The organism is Limnothrix redekei LRLZ20PSL1 (assembly GCF_043235035.1).
Lineage (GTDB): Bacteria > Cyanobacteriota > Cyanobacteriia > CACIAM-69d > CACIAM-69d > CACIAM-69d.
In genome coordinates, this window is sequence record NZ_JAZAQF010000028.1 from 1 (window position 1) to 25470 (window position 25470).

Annotated in this window: 19 protein-coding genes; 7 read left to right on the forward strand and 12 right to left on the reverse strand. The window is 56.8% G+C overall.

Translation table 11 applies throughout. The features are described from left to right. Window positions 1–151 precede the first annotated feature (151 nt). The 4 genes from VPK24_RS04645 to VPK24_RS04660 form a co-directional block, all read right to left on the reverse strand. Window positions 152–580, reverse strand: coding sequence for a hypothetical protein (locus tag VPK24_RS04645; RefSeq protein ID WP_393010936.1), 429 nt, complete (start codon window positions 578–580; stop codon window positions 152–154). Window positions 581–588: 8 nt separating this feature from the next. Further along, a complete protein-coding gene (locus VPK24_RS04650) occupies window positions 589–1440 on the reverse strand; it encodes a segregation/condensation protein A (RefSeq protein WP_393010937.1) in 852 nt (283 codons plus the stop codon). A gap of 246 nt (window positions 1441–1686) precedes the next feature. Then, window positions 1687–2733 carry an NAD-dependent epimerase/dehydratase family protein gene (locus tag VPK24_RS04655; protein ID WP_393010938.1) on the reverse strand — a complete coding sequence of 349 codons (1047 nt, stop codon included), beginning with the start codon at window positions 2731–2733 and terminating at the stop codon, window positions 1687–1689. A gap of 138 nt (window positions 2734–2871) precedes the next feature. Further along, window positions 2872–4128, reverse strand: a complete 1257-nt coding sequence (locus tag VPK24_RS04660) for a glycosyltransferase family 2 protein (RefSeq protein ID WP_393010939.1) — start codon at window positions 4126–4128, stop codon at window positions 2872–2874. A gap of 756 nt (window positions 4129–4884) precedes the next feature. Here VPK24_RS04660 and VPK24_RS04665 point away from each other — a divergent pair. Further along, window positions 4885–6279, forward strand: a complete 1395-nt coding sequence (locus tag VPK24_RS04665) for a WecB/TagA/CpsF family glycosyltransferase (protein ID WP_393010940.1) — start codon at window positions 4885–4887, stop codon at window positions 6277–6279. On the opposite strand, the gene VPK24_RS04670 is transcribed toward VPK24_RS04665, so the two are convergent. From VPK24_RS04670 to fabI, 5 genes are all read right to left on the reverse strand, one after another. Then, on the reverse strand, window positions 6276–7883 hold the full coding sequence (locus VPK24_RS04670; RefSeq protein WP_393010941.1) for an N-acetylmuramoyl-L-alanine amidase: 1608 nt from the start codon (window positions 7881–7883) through the stop codon (window positions 6276–6278). The genes VPK24_RS04665 and VPK24_RS04670 overlap by 4 nt on opposite strands. A 359-nt stretch (window positions 7884–8242) precedes the next feature. Next, window positions 8243–8962, reverse strand: coding sequence for a PHP domain-containing protein (locus tag VPK24_RS04675; protein WP_393010942.1), 720 nt, complete (start codon window positions 8960–8962; stop codon window positions 8243–8245). Window positions 8963–9294: 332 nt separating this feature from the next. Then, window positions 9295–9810: a hypothetical protein gene (locus VPK24_RS04680; protein ID WP_393010943.1), complete on the reverse strand. Its 516-nt coding sequence runs from the start codon at window positions 9808–9810 to the stop codon at window positions 9295–9297. Further along, complete coding sequence (gene hisB, locus VPK24_RS04685; RefSeq protein ID WP_099533559.1) at window positions 9810–10427, reverse strand: imidazoleglycerol-phosphate dehydratase HisB; 618 nt, start codon at window positions 10425–10427, stop codon at window positions 9810–9812. The genes VPK24_RS04680 and hisB overlap by 1 nt, the downstream gene beginning before the upstream one ends. Window positions 10428–10614: 187 nt before the next feature. Continuing rightward, complete coding sequence (gene fabI, locus VPK24_RS04690; protein WP_393011193.1) at window positions 10615–11391, reverse strand: enoyl-ACP reductase FabI; 777 nt, start codon at window positions 11389–11391, stop codon at window positions 10615–10617. Between the two features lie 474 nt (window positions 11392–11865). Between fabI and ntcA the strand changes: the two genes are divergently transcribed. The 3 genes from ntcA to VPK24_RS04705 all read left to right on the forward strand — a co-directional run bounded on the left by ntcA (window position 11866) and on the right by VPK24_RS04705 (window position 14245). Beyond that, window positions 11866–12537: a global nitrogen regulator NtcA gene (gene ntcA, locus VPK24_RS04695; RefSeq protein ID WP_099533558.1), complete on the forward strand. Its 672-nt coding sequence runs from the start codon at window positions 11866–11868 to the stop codon at window positions 12535–12537. A gap of 86 nt (window positions 12538–12623) precedes the next feature. Further along, a complete protein-coding gene (locus VPK24_RS04700; RefSeq protein ID WP_393010944.1) occupies window positions 12624–14081 on the forward strand; it encodes a DUF3084 domain-containing protein in 1458 nt (485 codons plus the stop codon). Window positions 14082–14095: 14 nt separating this feature from the next. Then, window positions 14096–14245, forward strand: coding sequence for a hypothetical protein (locus VPK24_RS04705; protein WP_393010945.1), 150 nt, complete (start codon window positions 14096–14098; stop codon window positions 14243–14245). A 47-nt stretch (window positions 14246–14292) separates the two neighbouring features. On the opposite strand, the gene VPK24_RS04710 is transcribed toward VPK24_RS04705, so the two are convergent. The 3 genes from VPK24_RS04710 to VPK24_RS04720 form a co-directional block, all read right to left on the reverse strand. Then, the gene (locus VPK24_RS04710; protein WP_393010946.1) at window positions 14293–16785 is read right to left on the reverse strand and encodes a tetratricopeptide repeat protein; all 2493 of its coding nucleotides are present in this window, start codon (window positions 16783–16785) and stop codon (window positions 14293–14295) included. 151 nt (window positions 16786–16936) lie between these two features. Then, window positions 16937–17353: a hypothetical protein gene (locus tag VPK24_RS04715; protein WP_393010947.1), complete on the reverse strand. Its 417-nt coding sequence runs from the start codon at window positions 17351–17353 to the stop codon at window positions 16937–16939. Between the two features lie 148 nt (window positions 17354–17501). Further along, window positions 17502–19328, reverse strand: a complete 1827-nt coding sequence (locus VPK24_RS04720; protein WP_393010948.1) for an ABC transporter ATP-binding protein — start codon at window positions 19326–19328, stop codon at window positions 17502–17504. Window positions 19329–19880: 552 nt separating this feature from the next. Here VPK24_RS04720 and VPK24_RS04725 point away from each other — a divergent pair. The 3 genes from VPK24_RS04725 (at window position 19881) to VPK24_RS04735 (ending at window position 25443) form a co-directional block, all read left to right on the forward strand. Next, window positions 19881–21509 carry an iron uptake porin gene (locus VPK24_RS04725; RefSeq protein ID WP_393010949.1) on the forward strand — a complete coding sequence of 543 codons (1629 nt, stop codon included), beginning with the start codon at window positions 19881–19883 and terminating at the stop codon, window positions 21507–21509. Window positions 21510–21881: 372 nt separating this feature from the next. Further along, the gene (locus VPK24_RS04730; RefSeq protein ID WP_393010950.1) at window positions 21882–23510 is read left to right on the forward strand and encodes an iron uptake porin; all 1629 of its coding nucleotides are present in this window, start codon (window positions 21882–21884) and stop codon (window positions 23508–23510) included. Window positions 23511–23886: 376 nt separating this feature from the next. Next, complete coding sequence (locus tag VPK24_RS04735) at window positions 23887–25443, forward strand: ferredoxin--nitrite reductase (RefSeq protein WP_393010951.1); 1557 nt, start codon at window positions 23887–23889, stop codon at window positions 25441–25443. Window positions 25444–25470 lie beyond the last annotated feature (27 nt).

Sequence of the window (25470 nt, forward strand, 5' to 3'; positions counted from 1 at the left end):
ACGACTAAAGCCACAGGCACGGCGGAACTGTGATGGGGGTAGCGAGGCGAGGCTTTCGTAGAGCATCTCCCGAGGGTGGTGACAGCGACTTTCTACACCGCTATTCTATTCGTGCAAGAGGTCTAATCGTTGCTAACCCAACCAGGAATCTTCAGGGTTGAACCGGGCGATCGCGATTAGCCAACCACCAACCCAGCCCAATGCCCAGAAAGCTGCAAACCAAATCCACCCCGCTAAAGGTGCGATTGGAGGACAGACTTTGTAACCATTCTTCCGCCGCCGTCCAAATTGCAAAGCCCAAGGGAAACAGAGGCCAGGCGCGGCCGCCCAGACGGATGGTTTTCCAGTGGCTGAAGCGGTGGCCCAGGTAGCTGCCCATGGCGTAAAGGATGATGTGGCCGGGGATGTCGTAGTGGGGAATTTTGCCTAAAAAACTGGGCAGATTTCCCGTGTAGGCCAGCCAAAGAATGCCGCAAAACAACAGGCCATAGAAGGGAGCCAGCCATCGCATCCAATCCACACGGGGCGATCGGGCGGTGGGCATGGGGTCGGGTTCACTGGGGCGATCGAGCGGTGACATAGGTGGAGTTAAGGGTCTGGAATGGGCGGCAAAGGATCCGGCAGCGATCGCACCCGCAGGTCTTGATAAAACTCCGTTTGATCCAATTCCACCTTCGATTGGGATGCCAGCAGCAGCAACGCCCAAAAGGCCCCTGCCCGATCGCTCTTGGTGGGTTGGTCACTGAGCAGCTCACCTTGACCCATTGACCCATGATGCGCGATCGTCAGCGGAATTGCCTGGGGGCCCGTGCGGGGGACTTGAGCGACCAATTCATCAAAACTCAGCCATCGATCGCCAAAGGGGCGCAAAAATGCCGCCAAGGCCTCCGAAACTTCCCCTAGGTTTTCTTGGTGCGCCAATTGCTGCACCGCACGCATTTTTTGGCGACGGTTGGGGCGGCGGGTTTTGCGGGGGCGGGCCGGTTGGGTGGCCAACAGGCTGGCCACCTGCTGCAATTGCTCAATCATGTCGCCCAAGGACACGCGCCGTTGGCCGGTTTGGGGAGCCACGCCGCGCCGCTTCAGGCATTGTTCCAAATGCAGGGGCAACCGACCACGGGCGATCGCCTCAATGGCAGCTTCCGCTTCTTCTTCCCAATCATCGCCCTCCGTCAGCGGTGGAAATTCGGCCAGGGTCAACCGGTTCGCCTTAATCAACACCAACAGGGCCGCCGAAACAAAGGCCTGAGCCGATCGAGACAGGTGCACATCGTAGGCCGCCTTGCCCATTTGGCCCGCCACCGGTTCGATCGCCCGTTGCAGTTGATCCAAGTACCGATCCAACACCTCCACGGCCCGCACATCCCACGGGTCGATCGACCCCTGTTCCGCCATCTCAATCAATGAGGCGATCGTTTCTTGGATGACTAATCCAGCCATAGGCGACGGTAAAGAAGGGGCGTGGAAATAGTTGGGTTAGTGTGCTGGGGTTGGGAACCCTAGTGGCATGACAGGCTTAATTCGTTAGGGCAATGTTGCGGAGTCAGTCGCAATAACAAGGGGCTTAAGCCCCTTGCTGCCTAACGATTCGGTAACAGTAACAGTCCACTCACGTTAACAGTCATTTGACCTCACCTGTGAAAATAAACTTGCCGTGCTACTAGGCTAAAAAAACGGGCTGAAAAACTAGTGATGGCCCAGGGATTCCCGATTGGATTGTTGCAACCACTCGATCGTCCGGCGACAGCCTTCCTCAAAGGACACCGGAGCACGATAGCCCAAGCGGGTTTCCGCCTCTGTTAAGGGTAAATGCCATTGGCAGCGGTAGAGAGCCGAAAGCTCCTGATTCAAAGGCGACAAAACCGGGCGCGGCCGCTGGCCGCTAGCTCGTTTGCGTTGGGCCTGCAAACCCGATAGCAGTGTCCCCACCAAGCGCATTCCCCGCAGTGTTTCCCGAACCTCTTCCTTCACACTGGGGCGAAAGGCTTCGATGTTGACGTTGGGCAGTTGATCAAAGGATTGACCGAGGGCGGCCGCGATCGGGCGATAAAGGTCAGCCCAAGTCACCACTTCCTGGTCCCCAATGAAAAAGGCCGCGCGATCGACCTTGGCCGCTTCGGCCGCCAGCGCAATCCCATGGACTAAGTTATCCACATAAACACTGTTGCAAATGCCGCGCCCATAGTCCGCTTGGTAAGCCACGCCATCGGTGACCGCATTGGCAAAAGCCTCGATCCAAGTGGATTTGGGGCCCCAAACAATCCCGGGGCGGATGATGACCAACTCGGTTTTGGTCTGTGCTCGATCGGCCTGTAAGCGCCACTCTGCCCTCACCTTGGCGTTGTTGTAGGCGATCGGGTAGTTGTCCCGTAGGGGGCTTTTTTCCGTGGTGCCGGGGGCTGGCGCTTGGCCATGCACCACGGCACTGCTGAGATAGATGAATCGTTTCACCTCAGCATCGGCGGCCGCCTGGTAAACCACGGGCGCATTTTTGCGCACAAAACTGGGACTACCGGCCAGGCAATAGACCGCCGCTTGGCAACCCGTCAGGGCTTGGGCCAGGGAAGTCGGTTTGGTGGCATCAGCGATCCGGGCGATCGCCCCTTCCGGCACGCGCTTGGGCACCGATCGCCCGATCGCCACCACCGTGAAGTTCGGATCCTGCGCCAACATCTCCACGACCCGCTGGCCAATAAACCCGCTGGCCCCAATTACGCCCAAGGTTACGGTCATCGTTGCCCACTCACTCCATGCTCGGAAAATTTGGATTGGGAAATGGGGACAGTGATCGAAAATATCAAAATCGAAAATATCAAAATCGAAAATATCAAAATCGAAAATATCGAAATCGAAAATATCGAAAATGATGTTCTAGTCCCGTTCCGTGCGTACCCATTCCGTCTGTCGCCGCTTCAGGAATCCCAAATAAATTGGCACTTTTTGCAGCACATAGATCGGAATCATCAGCAACATTCGGGCCGACAGGAACGGCCGCCCCACTCGCCACCAAGCCAGCCCGATCGCCCCAAACAAGACCAACCCCAACACCCCCATCCCGATCGCGGGTTGCCAACGCCCCACCAGGGCCCCCAAACCGGTCACTGCGATCGCCGCGCCCACCCAAATCATCACCAAAAACGACAGGGGCGGCACTAGCAAATCCAACCCCATCACCAGCAGGGGGCCATTGCCGGTGCGAATGGCACGCCCCAACAACGGCGGCACAACGGAAGTCATCGTTTGCAAATGACCATGCTCCCAGCGGGTGCGTTGGCTGGTGGCAGCGCTCTCGGCCTGGGGCAACCGACCGGTCACGGGCGCATCGGGACAAAACAACGGCGGCGAGCCGGCCACCGTCAGATCAATGCCCATTTGCATATCCTCTACCAGATTGCCGCTAGCCAGGGGCAGTTGGGCGATCGCCTGCCAAGGAAATGCCATCCCCGTTCCATTTAACAAACAGGGCAACCCCAACCGCCGCAATCCCTCCGATCGGGCAAAATTCTTGACCGCAAAGGCAAAGGCCGAAACCCGCCGCGCCGCGCTGGGCGATGGCGGCAGTTCCATCAAATAGCGCCCTTGTACCGGGCGATCGTGCTTCAGTGCCCATTGTCCCAAACGATCTAAGCTACCTGGCTCCAGGGTGCAATCCGCATCTACAATCACCACCACCTCCGGCGGCTCCTGGGCCAACACCCGCACCCCAAAATCCAGAGCGTAGCCCTTGCCCCGCTGTTCGGTGTTGAAGCGCTCCGCCACATCTGCACCGGCCGATCGAGCCAGTTCCGCCGTGGCATCGGTGCAGTTATCCGCCACCACCAACAGCCGATCGCCCGGTTGCAACTGGGGCTGAATGGCTTGGATGGTCGTCCCGATCGAGACCGCCTCATTGTGAGCCGGAATCAGCACCGCTACCCTGGGCCGTCGCCAGCCCGCCGTGGAGGGCGATCGGCCAAAACCCGGCAACAGCCCTCCCACCAGACACTCGATCGCCAACATCGCGATCGGCAACGACACCAGGCCCGTCACCCCCCACAGGGCCCACTCCACCCCTAAGGCGACCTCAACCGCCCCAGATTCAAGCAGTAGCGGCGGCATCGGTTGCAAGATTAAGAAGCAGTTGGCCATAGGTCGATCGCCTGGGAAATAAAGAGTTTCGTGGTGATTGGTTGAGCGAATAGCCTCCGCCACCCCCAAGGGCCAACTCAGCGCCTCATGAGAGCCGAATTTGCGTCAAATCTGCGTCAAATCTGCGCCAAATAGGTTAATAACCGGCACTTCACCTAGCTGAAACATTAGTCGCAATACGCGTCAAAACACCCTTAATCGGCTCCATTCTGCCTAAAACCACAGGGCTTGCAAAGGGCTTCAGTCGAGAATTGCTGGCTTGGGATAACTTCCCCATTGTCTCTGATCGGCTCAATTCAGCCCCAATTCAGACTCGATTCAAATGGGGGAATTCATTCACCAGTTTTTTAAAGACTTTTTGAATGATTGATCGAAAAATGATTGTCTTGATGTCCCCGATCGCAGTGGGCATTATGATAGCTTCATGAGAATTCGGGGTGCAAGCCAGCATTGGGCAAGGCAATTACAGCTATTAATTGGGTATCACGATTAGACCCTGGATGAAACAGGCAGATTGGGTCGCTCAACTGAGCAATTGAATTAGGCAATTAGACCAATTTTGACCTGATGGGGCAATTAACCCTGAGGCCCTTTCCCAAGGGCGGATGAATATCACGAGTGCAGCGGGCGTGTTTGACCAAATACCGCGAAAGATCAGTGTTTTTGTCTTTCGAGTCACTGGCCACCCATCTCTCATCACTGCACAATGACTCTGAATGTCACATCTCAATGACTACCTATTTTGGAGAGGCTGCCATGACCTCCATCGCACCCAAGGTTCCGATTCTGAACATCACGCTCGACAACATTTCCCAACAGAAGTTGTTGGCAAATTTGAAACGGGGCGGTTGGGTGACCACGCCCAATATTGATCATTTGGTTAAAACTCGGAAAGATGAGGTTTTTGACACGATCTATCACAAAGCTGATTACTTGGTTTGTGATAGCCAGGTTTTAATTTTTGTGGCAAAGCTGATGGGCCACCACATCACTGACAAAATTTCTGGATCCGATTTCTTTCCAGTTTTTTACGAATACTATGCCCATGATCCAGAGATGACTATTTTTCTGCTGGGGGCCATGGAGGGAGTGGCCGAAAAGGCTCGCCATTTAATTAATGAAAAGGTGGGCCGCGAAATGGTCACGGGGGTTTATTCACCACCTTTTGGTTTTGAGCGCGATTCGACGGAATGCGCCAAAATTGTTGACTTGATTAATCAATCGCGGGCTAATGTTCTGCTGGTGGGAGTTGGCGCACCCAAACAAGAAAAGTGGTTTTATCGTCATCGCCATCTGCTGAAACATGTGACGGTGGCCTTTGGTTTTGGGGCGACGATCGACTTTGAGGCGGGCAATGTGCCCCGATCGCCCCGGTGGATGAGCCACGTGGGTCTGGAGTGGCTATTTCGGCTGTCCTGTGAGCCAAAGCGCCTTTGGCGGCGCTATTTGGTGGATAGTTTGCCGTTCTTTATGGATTTGGGGGCAGCCCTGTTGGGTCGCTACCAATTGCACCGACCGATCGGAATCTTGCTGCAAGAGGCGGGATTTTTAACCGAAGGGCAATTGCAGGAGCTAATTGAGTGGTATGAACTACGCCAGCCGCTACCCCTAGAACAAATTCTGTTAGCCAAGGGTGTGGTGCAGCCGCCGGTTTTGCAGTTTTTTGAAACGGTTTTGCCACGGTTGGGCGAGCGATCGGGGGTGGATCTCCAGTCGCGATCGGCGATCGTTCAGCTTTGCGAACAGGCTGGATTGTTGACCCCTCAACAGCGCCGGGAGTTGGAAGCCAGTGACAGCCCATCGCCGGAATTGGTGGCGATCGAGCGAGGGTGGTTGAGTGCCCAAATGGTGCGGCTGTTGCAATTGGCAGTCACGTCCGGCGGCCTGACCCTGAAGCCGGAGGCAGCCCTATACCGAGCTGGGTTGATTGATTTTGATTGGATTGCGGCGGCTCGGGCCTATCAACGCAATCCCCAGTGGCTAACGTTGGGCGAATTGGCGGTGGCTCGGGGCTTGATTTCCCATCGTCTCCTGGTGTTTATGCAGGAACATCAAGCAGAACTTTCAACCTTGCCCGATCCCCAGGCCCTGCGCGATCGGTTGGCGGCGGCGGGACTGGCCGCCCCCAATGGTTTGGAGAGAGCAGCTTAGCGGCCAGGGCCGTTGAGATATTCGATCGTCCCTCGGGCGATCGCCCAGGCCATTTGCGATCGCCAAGTGGGATTGGTCAGCAGGGCCGCATCTTGTCGGCCCGTCACAAAACCGGTTTCCACCAAAATTGAGGGCATTCGACTGTTACGCAGCACATAGAACCGAGCCGTGCGCACCCCGCGATTGCGCATGAACGGAAAGGCGCGCATGATGCTTTGTTGCACCGCCTGGGCCAACTGGCCACCGGACTGGTGGTAGTAGGTTTCCACGCCGCTCACGTCCGGGCGATTAATGCCCGCCGAGTTGGCATGGACACTAATAAACACGGTGGCATTAATGCGGTTAGCCAACTGGGTGCGCCCATCCAAGCTGATGAAGGTGTCGTCATCGCGGGTCAAAACCACGTCGGCCCCTTGGCGACGCAGCAGAGCCGCCAGTTGTAGACCAATATCCAAAACCGCTTGCTTTTCTTGCAGCCCCCCAATCCCGATCGCCCCGGGATCGCGACCGCCATGGCCCGGATCCACCACAATTCGCACCCGCCGATTCAGCATCGGCAAACCACCCAGGCGAGGATCGGGGTAATCGTTCACCCAGCCAGGCGATTGGCCAGAGTTGTCCGGTTGACGGGGCCAAGGCCGCGGCGGCAAAGGATTGGCCGTGGGCGGGGTGGCAGCGGGGGGATTCACGGCGGTGGTGCTGCCGATCGGTTGGGCAATCACCAAGCTCTCTTCGGTGCGAGCCTGCCAATCGGGGCTGCTCGGATCCACCACCAACAAAACTCGCACCCGAGGCGGATACCCACCTCGTTGGGGGGTGACGATCAGACGGGTTACGCCCGCTCGGCCGCCCACGAGTCGATCGACCCCATTGGCGATCGAAGCGTTATCTAACCAAATTTCGATCTGTCGGCGATCGGGGCTGCGGTTCACCGTAACACTGGGAGTTCCGCCGCTCACCCGCAGGGCCAATCCGCCCTCAGACAGTTCCACCCCCTCCACCTGGGCGATCGGGGAATTGCCGCCCGATCGTTCCAAAACCTCTCGCAACGCGCCGGGAATCCAAGGCCGATCAGAACTATTGGAATTATTGGGGTTATTGGGAGGCGCGGGTTGCGGGCGATTCCGCTGGCCAGGAAGCACAAGCTGCTGGGGAGGCTGCTGGGTGATCGGTTCTCCGCCCAGTTCCACCGTCCATTGGGTCGGAGACAAGCTGCGCACCCGTACCCGATCGGGATCGATGCGATAGCCCGGTTGGAATTCGATCGCGATGCGGGTGGTGTTGCGATCGGGCTGGCCCACGCGCACCGCTCGCACCATGCCCCCAAACCGCTGTTCCTGAACCGGTTGGGCCAAGGTGGTGTCTGGCAGGTCAATGGCCAGGCGATCGGGCCCCGACACAATTTGGGCCCGGGGCTGCACCCCTTCATCGGTCGTGAAGCTCAATTGATTGCTTGCCGGATCAAACCGCCAATTCAGCAGTTGTCCGGCCTGGGCTGGCAACGCCGCCACCAACGATCCCAGCAGCCCCAACAGCCCGACGGCTGCCATTTGCTTTCCGGGGGCCGACTTCCGGCCATCACCAAACAAACGCAAAGCAACCAAAATTGATCTCCAACAAACCAAAACTGCCGGGCTGATTGGGCGATCGACATTGGCCCGTCTTGGGTGTCACTTCAGACCCATGCGATCGCGCCCCCTTGCCGAATGCAGTTTAGCGCCCAGGCGAAATTTTGACCAAATTTGCTCATTATTTCGATCGTTACTTTGAGCGTTGGAGCGTTGATTAACGCCTCAGAGATTAACGTCTCAAGTCCGGCGATCGCCCCCTGAACGCAGGGCCAACCATCCCCACCCATGCGCCCGATCAAGACCTGTAACCCTGGATCCAGATCGATCGACCAAATAAATCGACCAAACAAGCCGACAGAATAGACCGACAGAGATCTACAACCAACAGAGATCTACAAACGCAACAGCAAATTGGGCCCGTGGGTGTCTGTCCCGCAAGTCATCATCAGCCCAAATCGTTCCGCCAACTCTTTGACTCGGGCGGTTTGATCGGGGCTAGGAGTCCAAGGATTGGGATTGTTATAGGCATAGTAAGCCTCCACCCCGTCAATTCCTAGGGTTGCCGCCGCCATAATCAGGGGCTTAGCATCCAAGCGATAGCGAGCGGGGTGAGCCAGCACGGCAATGCCCCCCGCCTGTTGAATGGCGTGAATCACTCGATCGGCGTAGTAATACTCATCGCGCACGGGTCGCCCTTGCAAATAGGGCTGAATCACGTCAGCACTGATATCAAAGGCATAGCCCAGAATATGCACCTCGGTTCCCAGCAACCCTGCATTAATTTCAACCCCCGTCCACAAATGGGGAACCACCAGCTCAGGGTTCACTGATTTGGCCAATTGCAGCGCCTTGGCTGCAGCCAGATAGCCATTCACACTGTGGTGATCGGTAATGGCAAAGCCCTTGAGACCAATTTGCAGGGCCTGGTTAATCAAATCGGTGGGGCTGAGACGGCCATCGGAGGCCGTTGTGTGCATGTGAAAGTTGTAGTGACGCGGGCAACTCGTCGGAGTCAAAGATTGGAATACGTCCCGCAGCAGCGCCTGGTCTTCAGCCGTCACCGAAGCTGTCACCGACAGCGGACTCAAGCCACGGGTAACGCGAGCTGTCATAGCGACACTCCCAAAGAATGGAGAAAAATGGCTTCACCAATCTTAAACAATTTTTAAAGACTTTCTGTTGCAATTCGTCGTGTGCCATGCATTCGTCATAAATGGTCTTTGATCAAAAAAGAAACCCTCTAGAATTTTGATGGTTTTAAATGCAAATCAAACTACTTTTTGACGATCCCAAACTTTTAGAAAGTTTTTAAAAAGTTTGAGAAAAAGGCAAAAGAATTCCCGGCCAATCCTCACGCTTGCCATGGGTCTGTTTGAGGTGGGGATCGGCCAGGCCAAAACTGCCTCAACTCTGGGATCAGGAGAGTTGGCAGAGTTAGCAAAAATCAATCATTAATTATGATGGCGGTTTGGGTGATGGCGGTTTGGGTCGCCACTTCACCCGATCGGGTGCTGAGGGAGCTGGGATTGGTGCGCGGCTGCAAGAGACGGGGAGCGCGATCGAGCATCAATTCTCGGCTGAGACCCTCGCGCGCATCATCCCGATTCAGCAAACGGCAAATCAGCTCGCCGGGCCCATGGGGGTCAAACACATGGCGGATGCCATCCAGCCCAACCCAAATTCGGCGACGGCAGTTGTAGGCCGATCGGGGCCGTTCCACCCCATCCACCGCCACCGTGGCCCGAAACTCCCAGTGTTTCTTGGCACTGCGCTGAATTTTCAGAATGCAAATTTGCTGACCATGCCAGGGCCGACAAAAATCCGCCGCTTGGGCTGCCGGAGTTTCCAGCCCCCAGACCAGCCCCACTAGCAAGCCCCCCAGCAGCAGGAACCCAGCCAGCACCAAACCTACCTGCCAGTTTTCAAGCCAACGCTTCTGGATCAATCGCCCCTTTGCCACTAGAGCACACCCTTGGAACTGGGAATTTTGCCAGCACGACGCGGATCCACCTCGATCGCCATGCGCATCGCTCGGGCAAAGGCCTTGAATGTGGCTTCGATGATGTGGTGCGAGTTGATGCCATCCAGTTGGCGAATGTGCAAGGTCATTTGCGAGTGATTCACCACCGCCACGAAGAATTCCCGCACCAATTGGGTGTCATAGGTTCCCACCCGTTCCGTGGGAATTTGCAGCCCATAGCTCAAATGGGGCCGGCCGGAAAAGTCCAACGCCACCTGCACCAAGGCCTCGTCTAAGGGGGCGACAAAGTGCCCAAACCGGACGATGCCCTTGCGATCGCCCAAGGCCTGATGCAGCGCTTGGCCGAGGGTGATGCCCACATCTTCGTTGGTGTGGTGATCATCAATATGCACATCCCCGGTGGCTTGGATGTCCAAATCAATCAGCCCATGGGAGGCAATTTGATCGAGCATGTGATCCAAAAAAGGCACGCCGGTCTGGGCAGAGCAACGGCCCGTTCCGTCCAAATTCAAACCGACATGAACATCGGTTTCGCCGGTTTTGCGGCTGACACGGGCGGTGCGATCGGGCGTGAGGATGACGGGGCGATCGAGCATCGGCTCGGCAATTGGCTCGGTGATTGGCTCGGTGGTTTGCATGATTTGAGGAACGATCAGAGGGCAAACGGCAACAGGGGGGAGCGGGAAAGGGGGGCGGACAGGGGCGATCGCCCGTCCGGCCCCCATGGGTTATGGGTTGCGAATCCCAGGATGAATCTCAGGCTGTGGAGAATGGGGCCAACAGCTACATCCCAACGATGTTGTAGCCTGCGTCCACATAAATTACCTGGCCCGTAATCCCGCTAGACAAATCGCTGCACAAAAAGGCCGCCGTATTGCCCACTTCCACTTGGGTGACCGTGCGGCGCAGGGGGGCCGTTTCTTCCACGTGGTGAATCATGTCCAAAATACCGCCCACCGCCGAAGAAGCCAGCGTCCGAATGGGGCCCGCCGAAATGGCATTCACCCGAATTCCCTTTTCACCCAATTCCGTGGATAAGTAGCGCACGCTGGCTTCCAAGGCCGCCTTGGCCACGCCCATCACGTTGTAGTTCGGCACGGCCCGCACGCTGCCCAGGTAGCTGAGGGTGATGATGCTGCCGTTGTCGTTTAGCAGGGGCTTGGCTGCCGATGCCAATTTGGTCAGGGAATAGGCGCTGATGTCTAAAGCGCGGGCAAAGCCTTCGCGGGACGTGTTGCTGAAATCTCCGGTCAGTTCTTCCTTGCCAGCAAAGGCCAGGCAGTGGATCAAGATGTCAAAGTTGCTCCACTTGCTCTGGATGGTGGTGAAGGTTTCGGCCACCTGGGCATCGTCCTGCACATTGCAGGGCACCAGGAAGGTGGGGTTGAGGGGTTCAATCAACTCGGCCACTTTCTTTTCGGCCTTGCCCTTGTCATCGGGGAGATAGGTGGCGGCAATTTCGGCCCCGGCCGCGTGGAGCTGCTGGGCAATGCCCCAGGCGATCGAGCGGTTGTTGGCAATCCCCGTAACGAGGGCTTTTTTTCCAGAGAGGTTGAGCAGCATAGGTGTTCTAAATTTCAGCAACAGAATCTCAAATCACAAAATCCCAACACCAACTCAAGATCCCAACACCAACTCAAAATCCCAATCACCGAGTCCCGAGGGCGTTTCCCTTGGCGATCGGGTCAGCGATCGGGCGCGAGGGGCTTGATGGGGCAGTGGTGGGTTGCAAAGTTGCCATTCAATGGGGATTGGCAGCCCGTTGTTGACTCAAACCGTATCAGAGGCTACAACGAGCGAATTACAATGTTCGAGATTGTAGTGCTGCGAAGGTGACCTGAATCAGTTTAGACCGGTCAGGGGCTTCTGAAAGACCTTCGTGGGTTTTGAGTTTTGGGCTTGGCGATCGCGAACCTAATCGATTGAGATTGGGTTTTGTATCCACCTCCCAAAAAATCAAACCCGAAAAAAATGCGCGAATCGATCGCGCTTGGTATAACGTTTCTCAGTAGTTCGGCAGTTCGGCGCAGCGAGATGCCCTTATCAGTAGACAAGCCTTTAGCCGTTGTTTTCCGCCAACTGAGCGGAGATTCTTTCTCACCGCCCACTGAGCGGTTTGATCGGGGCAAAACGATTTTTTTCCCGGGTGATCCGGCTGAACGGGTTTACTTTTTGGTGAAAGGGGCCGTGAAACTCTCCCGTGTCTACGAGGCCGGCGAGGAAATTACTGTGGCCCTGCTGCGCGAAAACACGGTTTTTGGGGTGTTGTCGCTCTTGACGGGCAATCGATCGGATCGCTTCTATCACGCCGTGGCCTTCACGCCCGTGGAGTTGCTGTCGGTGCCGATCGATCGGGTGGAAAAGGCCCTCAAGGATGATCCCGACTTGGCTATGGTGATGCTCCAGGGATTATCATCCCGAATTTTGCAAACGGAGATGATGATCGAGACCCTGGCCCACCGTGACATGGGATCTCGGTTGGTGAGCTTTTTGCTGATTCTGTGCCGGGATTTTGGGGTTCCCAGCTCCGATGGGATCACGATCGACCTGAAGCTCTCTCACCAAGCCATTGCCGAGGCGATCGGGTCCACGCGGGTCACGGTGACTCGGCTACTCGGGGATTTGCGCGATCGCAAGGCCATCTCAATCCACAAAAAGAAAATTACGGTACACAACCCCGTGAGCCTGGGGAACCAGTTTACCTAACCATCCAACGTCCTCGCCCAAACTATCATTGCAAAGGCCTAGATTGTTGGGCAAAGGCCGCTTAAGGAGCGATCGCACAGAGGGCGATGACGATCGGGTATGTACTAATTTTGCTAGCCACCTTGGTGTTAGGTGGGGCGATTGCCACCATGGGCGATCGGCTCGGCACCCGCGTGGGCAAAGCTCGCCTCAGCCTGTTCAACCTGCGACCGCGCCAAACGGCCACCCTTGTCACGATCGTGACTGGCAGCCTAATTTCCGCTTCCACCTTGGGCCTGTTGTTCTTGGCGGGCATTTTTGAACTCGAGGAAATTCAAACGCGCCTGGGGCGGGCCCGGCGAGAACTAGATCAAGCCCGCGTCCAACAGGATCAGGCCCGCGCCGAACTGAGCCAAATCAACCGATCGCTGCAAGCCTCCCTGGCCAGGCAAGCCCAAACCCAAGACCGCCTCAATGTGGCCCAAAAGCGTCTGCTCCAGGCCGATAAACAATTCCGACTCGCCAAGGCCCAGCTCACCCAGGTTTCCCGCCGAGCGCGGCAACTGCTGAGCGACATCAAAACCCTCCAGGGCGAGCGGCTCAGTCTGCAAAGTGACCTGCAACGCCTTGGGGGGGAAAATCGCCAACTCCAGGGAGATCGATCGCGCCTTTTGGATGAGCGATCGGCCCTCGATCGCCAGAATCAAACCCTGATTGCCCAAAACCGCGATCGCACCGCCCAAATCCGCGATCGGGAACAGCGGCTCAAGGACGTGGAATCCCGGCTGCAAGATGCCAACCAGCGGTTTCAGTCGGCCCAATCGGAACTGCAATCCTTAGAAGTTTCCGTTCGGCGGCTGGAGCGAGAATCCCAGGCCCTGCGAGAAGGAAACGTGGCCCTGCGGCGGGGCGAAGTGTTGGCGGCCGGCATTTTGCGAATTCCCGCTCCCGAAATGACCCAAGCGGCGATCGAGCGGTTGTTAGTGGCCGCCAACCGCGCCGCCCTCGAACGCACCCAGCCGGGCATCGGAGCCAATCAACAGGCCATTTCTCTCTCGCGGGGAGAAGTGGAACAGGTGATTTCTCAAGTGCGAGATGGTCGTGAATATTACGTGAAAGTGATTTCCACCGCCAACTATCTGACCGGCGAAGAACCGCCCATCCGCGTCGTTTTGGATGTGGCACTGAATCAAATTCTTTTTACCCGTCGTGAAACCCTGACGGTGGCTTCCCTGGATCCTGCCAGCCTGTCACAACCGGAACTGCGCGATCGCCTGGAACTCGCCTTGGGCCAAGCCCTGTTTCGGGCCCAGCGAGCGGGAGTCGCCGCCGATGGCTTCCGGGTGGAAAATGTGCCGGGCCTGATCCAATTTGTGCGCTGGCTGGAGTCTCAAACCCAACCCGTCGAGGTGCGGGTGATTGCAGCCCGCGATATTTACACCGCCGGCCCCCTGTCCCTGTCCTTTGTGGCGGTTCGCAATGGCCAGGTGCTCTACGAAATTGAACCACTCCCGAACACCCCGATTGAATCCCGTCGATCAACTCGTCCCAGACGCATCGGGTAAGAAAATCTTGCGCATTGGCCGGCCCGCGTCAATGGGGCGATCGGGTAGGGTGTGTGGGAGAACGCTTGCGGGGTAACGGTTTGGTTGGTTTGTCTCCCACGCACCGTCGATCGCCCCTCGGGATCACGAGTCGGTTTGGCCGCGTCAATGGTGGCGGTGCGTAGGGCACAAACCCCATTTCGGGAACCTGCGAACCGTTGCCCTACGCACCCTACGGGATTTCGGGTGGGGTAGTGAGTTGTTGCAGGATGGCTTGGGTGAGGGGGTGGTCGGAGAGGTCGGCGGCGCGATCGGCTTCGATGACGGTTTGTACCAAAACATTCAAGCGGCGCACGGTTTCTTTGACGTAGGGATGATCAGAATTGAGAGCGCCCTGAAAGGTCTTGAAGGCCAGAAGCAATAAGCTCTCTGCTTCTGAGTAGCGTTCTAGAGCCATGTATAGTTGCCCCAAATTGCCTTGGCTAATGGCGGTGTCGGGATGGTTGGCTTCCAGCAATCGCTCACGGATTTCCAGCGATCGCCGGTAGAGGGGTTCCGCTGCCTCGTACCGTCCCTGGGAATAGTAGAGGTTTGCCAAGTTGTTGAGGCAGGTGGCGGTGTTGGGATGGTCGGTTCCCAGCACTTGCTCCCAGATTTCCAGAGATCGCTGCAGGAGAGGTTCTGCTGCCTCGTACCGTCCCTGCAATTGGTAGAGTCCTGCCAAGTTATTGAGGCAGGTGGCGGTGTGGGTATGGTTGGTTCTTAGCACTTGCCCCCAGATTTCTAGCGATCGTCGCAAGAGGGGCTCCGCTGCTTCGTACTTTTTCTGGGATAGATACAGGTTGGCCAGGTTGTTGAGGCAGGTGGCGGTGTGGGTATGGTTGCTGCCTAGCACTTGCTCCCAGATTTCCAGAGATCGCTGCAGGAGAGGTTCTGCTGCTTCGTACTGTCCCTGCAATTGGTAGAGTCCTGCCAAGTTGTTGAGGCTGGTGGCGACTACGGGATGATCTGGCCCGTAGACTTTCTCATCAATTCCCAGAGATCTCCGGTAGAGGGATTCCGCTGCCTCGTACCGTCCCTGGGATTCATAGAGGTTTGCCAAGTTGTTAAGGCTGGTGGCGGTGTGGGGATGGTCGGCTCCTAGCACTTGTTCTTTGATTTCCAGAGACTGCTGGTGAAGGAGTTCTGCTACCTTGTACCGTCCCTGGGATTTGTAGAGTACTGCCAAGTTGTTGAGAATGTTAGCGGTGGCGGGATGGTCGGTTCCGAAGCGACTTTCGGTGACGCTCAAGCAGTCACTGTAGTACTGTTCAGCCTTGTCCCACAAACCCTGACCCTCAGCCAGCCACGCCAGAGCGACGAAGGGGCCAATGGAATCCTCGTCGGCAATCTCGTTACTGGCTGCCGCTGCTGTTGCCAAGTGTGGCCAGGCGGGGCGGGTGCGCGCCAAGTCAGCCAGCGTCACCGTTGACGGAACTGTTTTCGCCACGCTCACCATTTGCCCCAAAAACGCCTGTTGCAGCGCCCCACCCTCGGGCCAGCCTGCCCGCTGGGCTGCAAAAAATTCCCGAATCAGCGGATGCAGGCCATATTGCCCATCGCCCAGCCGCTCCAACAAACTCAGCCGCACCAATTCCGCCCGCGCTGCCTCCAGCTCTTCCTCGTCGTCGTTGGGCAAACAACCCTGCACCCAAGCCCACAGCACCGGAGCCGCCCCAAAACAACCCAACAACACCGCCAGCCGTTGCGCTTCCTGGCTCAGGGCTTGCCAACTCAACTCAAAGGCCGCCGCCACCCCCCGCTCGGCCGTCGTGGTGGCGGGCACTTGGGTCAGCGCCTTGGCCGCCAACCGTTTTTGATCTAACCGCTGCTGCATTTTGGCCAACGACAACTCTGGATCAGCCGCCAAATAGCTGCCCACCAACTCCAATCCCAAGGGCAAATAGCCCAGCCACTCGCACAGCTTCTCCGCCGTTGCCTGTTCCGCTGCGATCCGGTCTTGCCCAACAAAATTGCTCAACAACGTCAAGGCATCCGGCGGTTCTAACACGCCCAAGTCCAGGCGCGATCGTTGATCGAGCCACCGCTCCCGACTGGTGAACAGCACCCGAAACCGATCGCCCACCACCGGAAATCCCTTCACCTGGTCTGCAAAATCCGTCACATCATCCAAAATCAACAACACCCGCCCCGGCGGATCGTCAGCGGTTTTGGGCCAATGGGCTTGGCAAAAGGCCGCCTGCTTTTCTGGTGTGTCCAAATGGGTCAAATCCTCTTGGGCAAACCAACGGGGCTGGGCAAAGGCCACCAACTCCCCACAGGCCGCCGCCGCCCGCAGCCACACCACCCCGCCGGGATAGTCGCCCAGGTGCTCCCGCGCATATTGCAAGGCCAGCTCGCTCTTGCCCACGCCACCCAAGCCGCTCACCCCTGCGATCGCCACTTGGGTTTGGGTCTGCAACAACTCATCCAACCGCGCCAAGTCCGCGTCCCGCCCCACAAAGCGATCGCGCGTCAAACCGTAAACCTTCAAATTATTGGGCGGCCCATCGATCGTCGGCTCCAGCGTCTTCGCTTCAAAGCGCTGCTCTACCGTTTGAATGTTGATCGTGGTTGAGTCGTTACCCACGATGCCTTGCTGGCTTGTGGGCTGGACGGTGATATTCTTATCGCCCGCAACGTTATCGCCCGGGCCGCTGTGGCTTTGCTCGACGCGATCGCCCATGCCTTACGCCTGTCCTTGTTGAATCACCAACCCAAACCAGCGATCGCTCATCGATTCATTCGTTTCCAATACCACGGCTTTCATGGTCAGTCTGTAGGCATTACATGGATCGCGTTGGGTTTCGCAAAGCTCAACCCAACCGACTGGCTCACTAACTGAAATGTTGCGTGATCGGCGCGTTGAAAACAGGGGCTGATTGGTCGTTGAACACATTGCCCTGCTGTTTACGCTGATCGATTTTGATGTTGATCGCCGGTAAGCTGCTCACCACCTCGTTCACAGTGGCCGCCACCGCCGGATCGGCCGTTTCTTCCACCACGATCGCCTCCAACAACGTCAGATCCTCAAACGGATTTTCCAGATTGGCCGCCGGGAGCCGCGCCGCCACTCGATCGCCCAGGGCCGCCACCCGATCGCGCACCGGAGCCGCCAAAGCGCCCACCGCCGTTCGGATTTGGGGCAAGACTGGCTCTAGAACTTCCTTGGTTAACAGTTCGCTGGTGGTTTCTGCCGATTTTTTCAACATCAACACCCCGATCGCCGCTGCGCCCATTGCCAACGGTTCCATCACTTAACCTCCCGTGGGGTTGGTCTAATCTGTCTCTGTTTTACAACGTCGATTCAGATCAGCGGCAGGGATTACGCAGGGGTTGTTGGGGGTTTTGGGCCGGGCGATCGCGCAAAATCATCGATCGCTCAGCAAAATCAAGCCATTGCTAAACATCTGCCCCCATCATTTGCAATCGATAAAGGCTGGCATAAAGACCATCCAAAGCCATTAATTGATCGTGGGTTCCAGACTCTGCCAAACGACCCCGTTTGAGGGCAAAGATGCGATCGACATTGCGAATGGTCGAGAGCCGGTGCGCAATAATAATCGCCGTGCGATCGCGCATCATCCGATCGACCGCTGCTTGAATAACCGCTTCCGTTGCCACATCCAAACTGGACGTAGCTTCATCCAAAATCAGCACTTTGGGTTCCCGAATGGCCACCCGCGCAAAGGCCAAAAGCTGCTTTTGTCCGCCCGATAAATTAGTGCCGCGTTCACGCAATTCCGAATCATATCCTTGGGGTAATTGCCGGATAAATTCATCAATGCTGACTCGTTCGGCGGCGGCTTGCACCTCGGTCAGGCTGTAATTTTCCCCGAGGGTAATGTTGCTTTTTACGTCGCCGGAAAAGAGAAATCCATCTTGCAAAATAATTCCTAATTCTCGGCGCAAATCGGCCTGGGCCATGTCGCGAATGTCCACGCCATCCAGCAAAATTCGCCCTTCGGTGACTTCATACAAACGGCTGAGTAGCCGGATGATTGAAGATTTGCCCGCGCCTGTGGGCCCCACGAAGGCCACTTTTTCGCCGGGATGGATGGTGAAGTCTAGGTCATGGAGCACGATTTCATCGGATTTGTAGCCAAAGGAAACATGCTCAAAGCGAATTTCACCACGGGTTTTCAGGCTGGCAAATTGGGCGCGATCGACCTTGGGTGGGTCTTGGATTTCGATCGGCTCCGAGAAGATTCCGTTAATTCGTTCAATGGCGGTGAATCCCGCTTGAATGGCGGTGAACTTTTCGGCAAATTCTCGCAAGGGATCAAACATCCGTTGGGCAAAGAGAATAAAAGCTGCCAAGGTTCCAAACTCGATCGTTTTGCCTGCCACCAATGCGCCGCCATACCAAAGCACCCCGGCGATCGCGACGAGGGAAATCCACTCCAGGGTGGCTGAAACGGCCGAGTCAAAAAAGATGGTGCGATCGACTTCGTGAATATAGTCTTGGTTGGTTTTCCGAAACTGTTTGGCGTTGTAGCGTTCTCGACGGAACAATTGCACCACATTCACGCCCACCAGATTCTCTTGCAGCATCGAATTCAAATCCGATAACCGCTCGCGGGCCCGATAGTTGGCTTTCCGAAATTCCCCTTGAAAATAAACAATGGCCCCCGCGATCGGGATCAACATCAGCAACAGCAATAACGCCAATTGCCATTGCAGGGTCAACATGGTGGCCACCAACACCACGATCGACAACAGATCGCTCACAATCCCGATCGCGCCCGTGGAAAAAACCTCACCTAAGGCATCCACGTCGCTGGTTAGGCGGGTAATCAACCGACCCACAGGCGTGCGATCGAAAAAGCGCATGGCCAGCGCGGTCACATGATCGAACAAATCATTGCGAATATCCGCCGTGATCCGTTGGCCCACTTCCTGCACCAAGTAGCCCTGAAGTCCTTGGAGCGCCAGCCGCACCGCCACCGTCACCAATACCAACAGCCCCACGGTGTTCAGACCCGATCGCAGGGGCATCGCTTCCAGAAAATCCCAGGCGCTGGCCTCGCCCCGAATCAGCGAGATGGCTTGACCCACCAAAATTGGCTGCAACGCATTGCCCAAGGACAAGGGCAGCAACAAAATCAGCGACACAACCAGCAGCTTGCCGCTGCGACGGGCGTAGGGCACCAGTCGCAAAAAAAGCCGCCAGTCAGTTTCAGAGCGGCGATCGGACGGGGTTTGCGCAGCAGCAAGATTCGCAGTCATAGCCAACCGGTAGAGACACAAATCAAGCCGCCCTGACGGATTGGCGGCCGGGCCTCTCTGCAAAGGCGGGCAGACAATTGATCGGGGTGGCTTGACAGCAATTTCAGTACAGAGTCTCCTCCATTATCGCCTATGAATTCACCTCCATGACTCGATCGACCGGTGGCAGCTCAGCGGCTCCAATCGCCCAGCGGATCTCTGTATCGCCCTGTCTTGATTGATACGCGATCGGGATCTGTAATCCATCACGATCAACCATGGCCAGATATCTGCCAAGGATGCGCAAGCAGCAAGCACAGTGGAATTTGATGAAGGAAAAAGTCAGAAATAATCAGAAAAATTGACCGATCTGAAATTAGAACGCGAACCAAGAATTAAGGAATTTGAGGGTAAAAATTAGCAGAATTTGGGATGACATCTGAATTCGCCATAGGTTATGAATCTGAAGATTTCTGTTTTGGGTGCTCGTGCGTTGACTGCGAATTCTACCTGCCAGCTAGCCCTACAGAATAGCTATCCGCTAGCTCCACAGGAAATGCCTCGGAATTTCTGATGATCCATCCCTTTGCTCCACGACTCGCTCATTATTCACTGCTGCCTTTTTTAGCCCTGATTTTGGGAATACCCACGGGGGCGATCGCCTCGGAAATTCCCTTGCTGACCTTGGACGATCGCCCCACGGTGGCCACTGAAGCCGACCTGCTGGGCACGGATCCCTTCGGCACTGATGACCTGGCCCAAGTCACCGCCGTTTCGCAACTCTCGGATGTGCAACCCACCGATTGGGCGTTTCAGGCACTGCAATCCTTGGTGGAGCGATATGGCTGCATTGCTGGCTATCCCGATGGCACGTTCAAGGGCAACCGGCCCCTCAGTCGCTATGAGTTCGCCGCCGGATTGAATGCCTGCCTCGATCGGATCAATGAGCTAATCAAGTCCGCCACCGATCCGCTCGCTGCCAAGGACGATTTGCGGAAATTGCAAAAACTGCAAGAGGAATTTGCAGCGGAGTTGGCAGCCCTGCGCGGTCGGGTTGATTCATTGGAAGCCCGCGCTTCGGAACTGGAAGCCAACCAGTTTTCGACCACTACCAAGCTGCGAGGCGAAGTGATTTTTGCCTTGGCCGATGTGTTTGGGGATGAAAAGGCCGGCGACGGTGACTTGGATTACAGCACCACGTTCTCCTACCGAGCACGGCTGAACTTCAACGCCAGCTTTACCGGTAAAGACGAGCTGCGGGTGCGGTTGCAAAGCAACAATCTGATCCCGATCGATGGGGCCGTGACGGGAACCAGCATGACCCGCCTGTCTTTTGATGGCAACAGCAACAATCGGTTCCGATTGGACGATCTGCACTATCGCTTCCCACTGAGCAACAAAACCCACATGTGGCTGATTGCCAGCGGTCAAGGAACTGACGGCATTGCCGATCCGTTGAATTCGTTTCTGCGCAGTGACAGTTCCGGTTCCCTGTCGCGGTTTGGTCGTTTTAGTTCGATCTACCGCAGTGTGCGGGGCCCCGGGTTTGCGATCGAACATGACTTTAGCGATCAATGGTCGGCGGATCTGGCCTACCGTGCGCCCCAGGGCAGCAACCCGGATGATGAAGCGGGCCTGTTCAACGGCAGTTACGGCATTTTGGGCCAAATCATGTATCAGCCCAGCAAAAACGCTGGCATTGGCTTCACCTTCGCCCATACCTACTTTGACGAAGCGGACGTGAACATCACGGACGGCGTGGGCAGTGCCTTTGCCCAACGGCCCTTTAATCGGGTTGATACGTTGGCCAACTCCTATGGGTTGATCGGTTCGGTGCAGTTTAGTCCGCGTTTCAACCTGTCTGGCTGGGTGGGCCACACCGATGCCAAAGCCAAATCCGGCGATGACCGGGGAGCCAATGCCGACGTTTGGAATTGGGCCGTCACGATGGCTTTTCCGGATCTATTCAAGGAAGGCAACCTGGGCGGGATTATTTTCGGGATGCCGCCGAAGACCACCCAAAACGATGTGGACAGCCGCGAAGATCGTGACACTTCGTTCCACCTGGAGGCGCTCTATCGTCACCAACTCACGGACAACATTGCCATTACGCCCGGTGTGATTGCGATTTTCAATCCGGAGCATAACAACGATAACGATACCCAGGTGGTGGGCGTGGTGCGCACGACGTTCTCCTTCTAGGGCGATCGGGCAGTTGACCCCCAGCTCAATTCCAGAGCAGTTGATTTGCGCTCTCGGGGCGATCGCCCCACCGGTTATTTCTCACACCAAATACCCAACCTCTGATCCCCAGCGTCAAGTTGGGGATTTTTTGTCAGTCAAAGCCTACGGTCTTTCCTGAACGACCAGCCTATGATGCTCCTGCAAACCGTTGCAGTCGAGACATGAACCCCAAAATCGCCATTCAGCTTAAAAGCCGGATCCGGCCCCTTGGGGGTAGCAGAGGTGAATCATTGGCGGGGAGACAGCACGCTTTGGGTAACTATTCACTATGGCTCGCAGATGGTTGCTCATCTCCCTCCGGCAAATTGGGAATTACTTAAGGACTGACCCATGACCCATCGTTTTCTGCCACTACTCTCTAGCTCCGCTCTGTTGCCCCTTCTGACTTTGATTCTGGGAATACCCACGGGGGCGATCGCCTCGGAAATTCCCCTGCTGACCTTGGACGATCGCCCCACGGTGGCCACTGAAGCCGACCTGCTGGGCACGGATCCCTTCGGCACTGATGACCTGGCCCAGGTCACTGCCGTTTCGCAACTCTCGGATGTGCAACCCACCGATTGGGCGTTTCAGGCACTGCAATCCTTGGTGGAGCGATATGGCTGCATTGCTGGTTATCCCGATGGCACGTTCAAGGGCAACCGGCCCCTCAGTCGCTATGAATTCGCCGCCGGGTTGAATGCCTGCCTCGATCGGATCAATGAGCTAATCAAGTCCGCCACCGATCCGCTCGCTGCCAAGGAAGACCTGCGGAAATTGCAAAAACTGCAAGAGGAATTCGCAACGGAGTTGGCCGGTCTGCGGGGGCGGGTCGATGCCCTGGAAGCCCGCACGGCAGAGCTGGAGGCTAACCGCTTTTCGCCGGCCACCAAGCTCCAGTCCGAAGCCATGTTTGCCCTGGCCGATGTGTGGGGCGACGAAAAAGCGGGCGGCGGCGATTTGGACTACAACGCCACCTTTGCCTATTGGGTGCGGCTGAATTTCAACACCAGCTTTACCGGTAAAGACGAGTTGCGGGTGCGGCTACAAAGCAACAACATCCTCCCGATCGACGGCGATTTGACGGGAACCAGCATGACCCGCTTGGGGTTTGACGGCAACAGCGGCGGCCAGCTTCGGTTGGGGGATTTGTACTACCGCTTTCCCTTGGGCGATCAAACGCGGGCCTGGTTAATTGCCAATGGCCACGGCACGGATGGGATCACGGATCCCCTGAACGTATACCTGCGTAGCGACAGTTCCGGGGCCCTGTCCCGGTTTGGGCGCTATAGCTCGATCTATCGCGGGTTGCGCGGCCCCGGTGTGGGAATTCAGCATCGTTTTAATCAACATTGGTCGGCCGATGTGGCCTACCGTGCGCCTCGGGCCAGCAGCCCGGATGATGAGGCGGGGCTGTTCAATGGCAGCTATGGCATTTTGGGGCAATTGCTCTATCAGCCCACCCCCAGCACCAGCATTGGTTTCACCTTCACCCACACCTATTTCGATGAAGCGGATGTGAACATTACGGACAACATCGGCAGCGCCTTTGCCCAGCGGCCGTTCGATCTCGTCGATACTGCTGCCAATTCCTACGGGCTGATCGGCGCGGTGCAATTTAGTCCCCGTTTCAATTTGTCCGGTTGGGTAGCTTACACGGATGCTGAAGCCAAATCGGGGGGCGATCGGGGGGCCAATGCAGATATCTGGACTTGGGCCGTTACGATGGCTTTCCCGGACTTGTTTAAGGAGGGCAATGTGGGCGGTCTGGTGGTGGGGATGCCGCCGAAAGCCACGCGCAACGACTTGGCCAGCCGCGAGGATCGGGACACATCGTTGCATGTGGAAGCCCTCTATCGCCACCGACTGACGGACAACATCGCCATCACGCCGGGCGTGATCGTGATTGTGAACCCGGAACATGATGAGGACAACGGCACGCAGGTGGTGGGAGTGGTGCGCACTACCTTTGCGTTTTAAGTTCTAAGTTCTGCGTTCTAAGTTCTGCGTTCTGAGGTTTTTTCTAAGGACTTTGCCGGTGTTGGAAGCCGATCGCCTGGTTCAGTTTTGGGCTAAGGCGATCGGTTGTTTTGGGGGGGCTGACTGGGCGATCGGGGCGATCGGGGCGGAATCGAGCGGCTGACAGGTGCTTAAATGCAGAAATTGCATGAAATTTATGCTTAAAACGGATTCTGTAAAGTTTTTTGTAACTTGGATTACAAAAGCCCTAAGGCGCGATCGCTAGCATTTGCCCATTCTCAGCTCTAGCAACTACAACTTCTGACCGAATACTCCCTGGCTTCGGCCAGCGGTCAGAAGTTTTTACCCACCGGCATTGACCCCCTCGCTGGTAACTATGGCTCAAGCGATCGCCCCGGCAAGTTCTAAACTCACCAAGTTTGAGAAATTCAAAGCCGAAAAAGACGGACTGCAAGTTAAACACGAACTCGCCACCTTTGCCCGCTTGGGCTGGGAAAACCTCCCCGAAGACGACTTGAATCACCGTCTGAAGTGGCTAGGGGTGTTCTTTCGTCCGGTCACTCCCGGAAAGTTCATGTTGCGGATGCGGTTGCCCCACGGCATTTGCACCAGTGGCCAACTGCGCGTCCTTGCCAGCATCGTTGAGCGCTACGGCGACGATGGCAGCGCCGACATCACCACTCGCCAAAACCTGCAACTACGCGGGATTCGGTTGGATGACATTCCTGAAATTTTCCAGCAGCTCGATCGCGCCGGCCTCACCAGCATCCAATCGGGCATGGACAACGTGCGCAACATCACCGGTTCCCCCGTGGCCGGCATTGATGCCGACGAGTTGATCGATACCCGGGGGCTGGTGCGCAAAGTGCAGGACATGATCACCAACAACGGTGATGGCAACCCCAGCTTCACCAACCTGCCCCGCAAATTCAACATTGCGATCGACGGCAGCCGCGACAACTCGGTTCACGCCGAAATTAACGACATCGCCTTCATCCCCGCCTACAAAGACGACAAACTCGGGTTCAACGTTGTGGTGGGCGGGTTCTTTTCCGCCAGCCGCGTGGCCCCCGCCATTCCCCTCAATGCCTGGGTGGATCCGCGCGATGTGGTGTCCCTCTGTGAAGCAATCCTGGTGGTCTATCGGGATCACGGCCCCCGCGCCAACCGCCAAAAATCTCGGTTGATGTGGCTGATTGACGAGTGGGGAATTGAAAAATTCCGCGCCGCCGTGGAAAAGCAACTGGGATTTCCCTTGATTGCTGCCGCCGAGCAGGATGAGTATTGCTGGGACAAACGCGACCACATCGGCATCCACGCCCAAAAGCAAGTTGGCCTCAACTACGCCGGGTTACACATTCCTGTGGGCCGGCTGAATGCGCGCCAAATGTTTGATCTGGCGCGGTTGGCGGATATCTACGGCAGCGGCGAACTGCGCTTCACCGTTGAGCAAAACGTGATCATTCCCAACATTCCCGATTCCCGGTTAGCGGTTTTTACCCAAGAGCCGCTTTTGAAAACCTTCTCGATCGCCCCGGCCCCCCTCGTGCGGGAACTGGTCTCCTGCACGGGGTCGCAGTTTTGCAACTTTGCGCTGATTGAAACCAAACAGCGTGCCCTGGCCGTGGCCCAAGCCGTCACCGATCGGGTCAAGCTTCCTCGGCCAGTGCGAATTCACTGGACCGGCTGCCCCAACTCCTGTGGCCAGCCCCAAGTGGCTGACATCGGCTTGATGGGCAGCAAGGCCCGCAAGGACGGCAAAACCGTTGAGGCCGTGGACATTTTCCTCGGCGGCAAGGTGGGCAAGGAGGCCCACTTGGGCGATCGGGTCATGAAAGGCATTCCCTGCGAAGACCTGAACGATGTGCTGGTGGACTTGCTGGTGGAGCATTTCCAAGCCGAGCGCAAACCTCCCGCCCTGGCCGAGGCGTAACCCAATCTGGCCCTTAGCTCCCAACAC

What these genes read in the sequence shown, in the direction of transcription:
- VPK24_RS04645 (WP_393010936.1), bottom strand. Translation starts at nt 580, where the DNA reads ATGTCACCGCTCGATCGCCCCAGTGAACCCGACCCCATGCCCACCGCC.
- VPK24_RS04650 (WP_393010937.1), bottom strand. Translation starts at nt 1,440, where the DNA reads ATGGCTGGATTAGTCATCCAAGAAACGATCGCCTCATTGATTGAGATG.
- VPK24_RS04655 (WP_393010938.1), bottom strand. Translation starts at nt 2,733, where the DNA reads ATGACCGTAACCTTGGGCGTAATTGGGGCCAGCGGGTTTATTGGCCAG.
- VPK24_RS04660 (WP_393010939.1), bottom strand. Translation starts at nt 4,128, where the DNA reads ATGGCCAACTGCTTCTTAATCTTGCAACCGATGCCGCCGCTACTGCTT.
- VPK24_RS04665 (WP_393010940.1), top strand. Translation starts at nt 4,885, where the DNA reads ATGACCTCCATCGCACCCAAGGTTCCGATTCTGAACATCACGCTCGAC.
- VPK24_RS04675 (WP_393010942.1), bottom strand. Translation starts at nt 8,962, where the DNA reads ATGACAGCTCGCGTTACCCGTGGCTTGAGTCCGCTGTCGGTGACAGCT.
- hisB (WP_099533559.1), bottom strand. Translation starts at nt 10,427, where the DNA reads ATGCTCGATCGCCCCGTCATCCTCACGCCCGATCGCACCGCCCGTGTC.
- ntcA (WP_099533558.1), top strand. Translation starts at nt 11,866, where the DNA reads ATGCCCTTATCAGTAGACAAGCCTTTAGCCGTTGTTTTCCGCCAACTG.
- VPK24_RS04700 (WP_393010944.1), top strand. Translation starts at nt 12,624, where the DNA reads ATGACGATCGGGTATGTACTAATTTTGCTAGCCACCTTGGTGTTAGGT.
- VPK24_RS04710 (WP_393010946.1), bottom strand. Translation starts at nt 16,785, where the DNA reads ATGGGCGATCGCGTCGAGCAAAGCCACAGCGGCCCGGGCGATAACGTT.
- VPK24_RS04715 (WP_393010947.1), bottom strand. Translation starts at nt 17,353, where the DNA reads ATGGAACCGTTGGCAATGGGCGCAGCGGCGATCGGGGTGTTGATGTTG.
- VPK24_RS04720 (WP_393010948.1), bottom strand. Translation starts at nt 19,328, where the DNA reads ATGACTGCGAATCTTGCTGCTGCGCAAACCCCGTCCGATCGCCGCTCT.
- VPK24_RS04725 (WP_393010949.1), top strand. Translation starts at nt 19,881, where the DNA reads ATGATCCATCCCTTTGCTCCACGACTCGCTCATTATTCACTGCTGCCT.
- VPK24_RS04730 (WP_393010950.1), top strand. Translation starts at nt 21,882, where the DNA reads ATGACCCATCGTTTTCTGCCACTACTCTCTAGCTCCGCTCTGTTGCCC.
- VPK24_RS04735 (WP_393010951.1), top strand. Translation starts at nt 23,887, where the DNA reads ATGGCTCAAGCGATCGCCCCGGCAAGTTCTAAACTCACCAAGTTTGAG.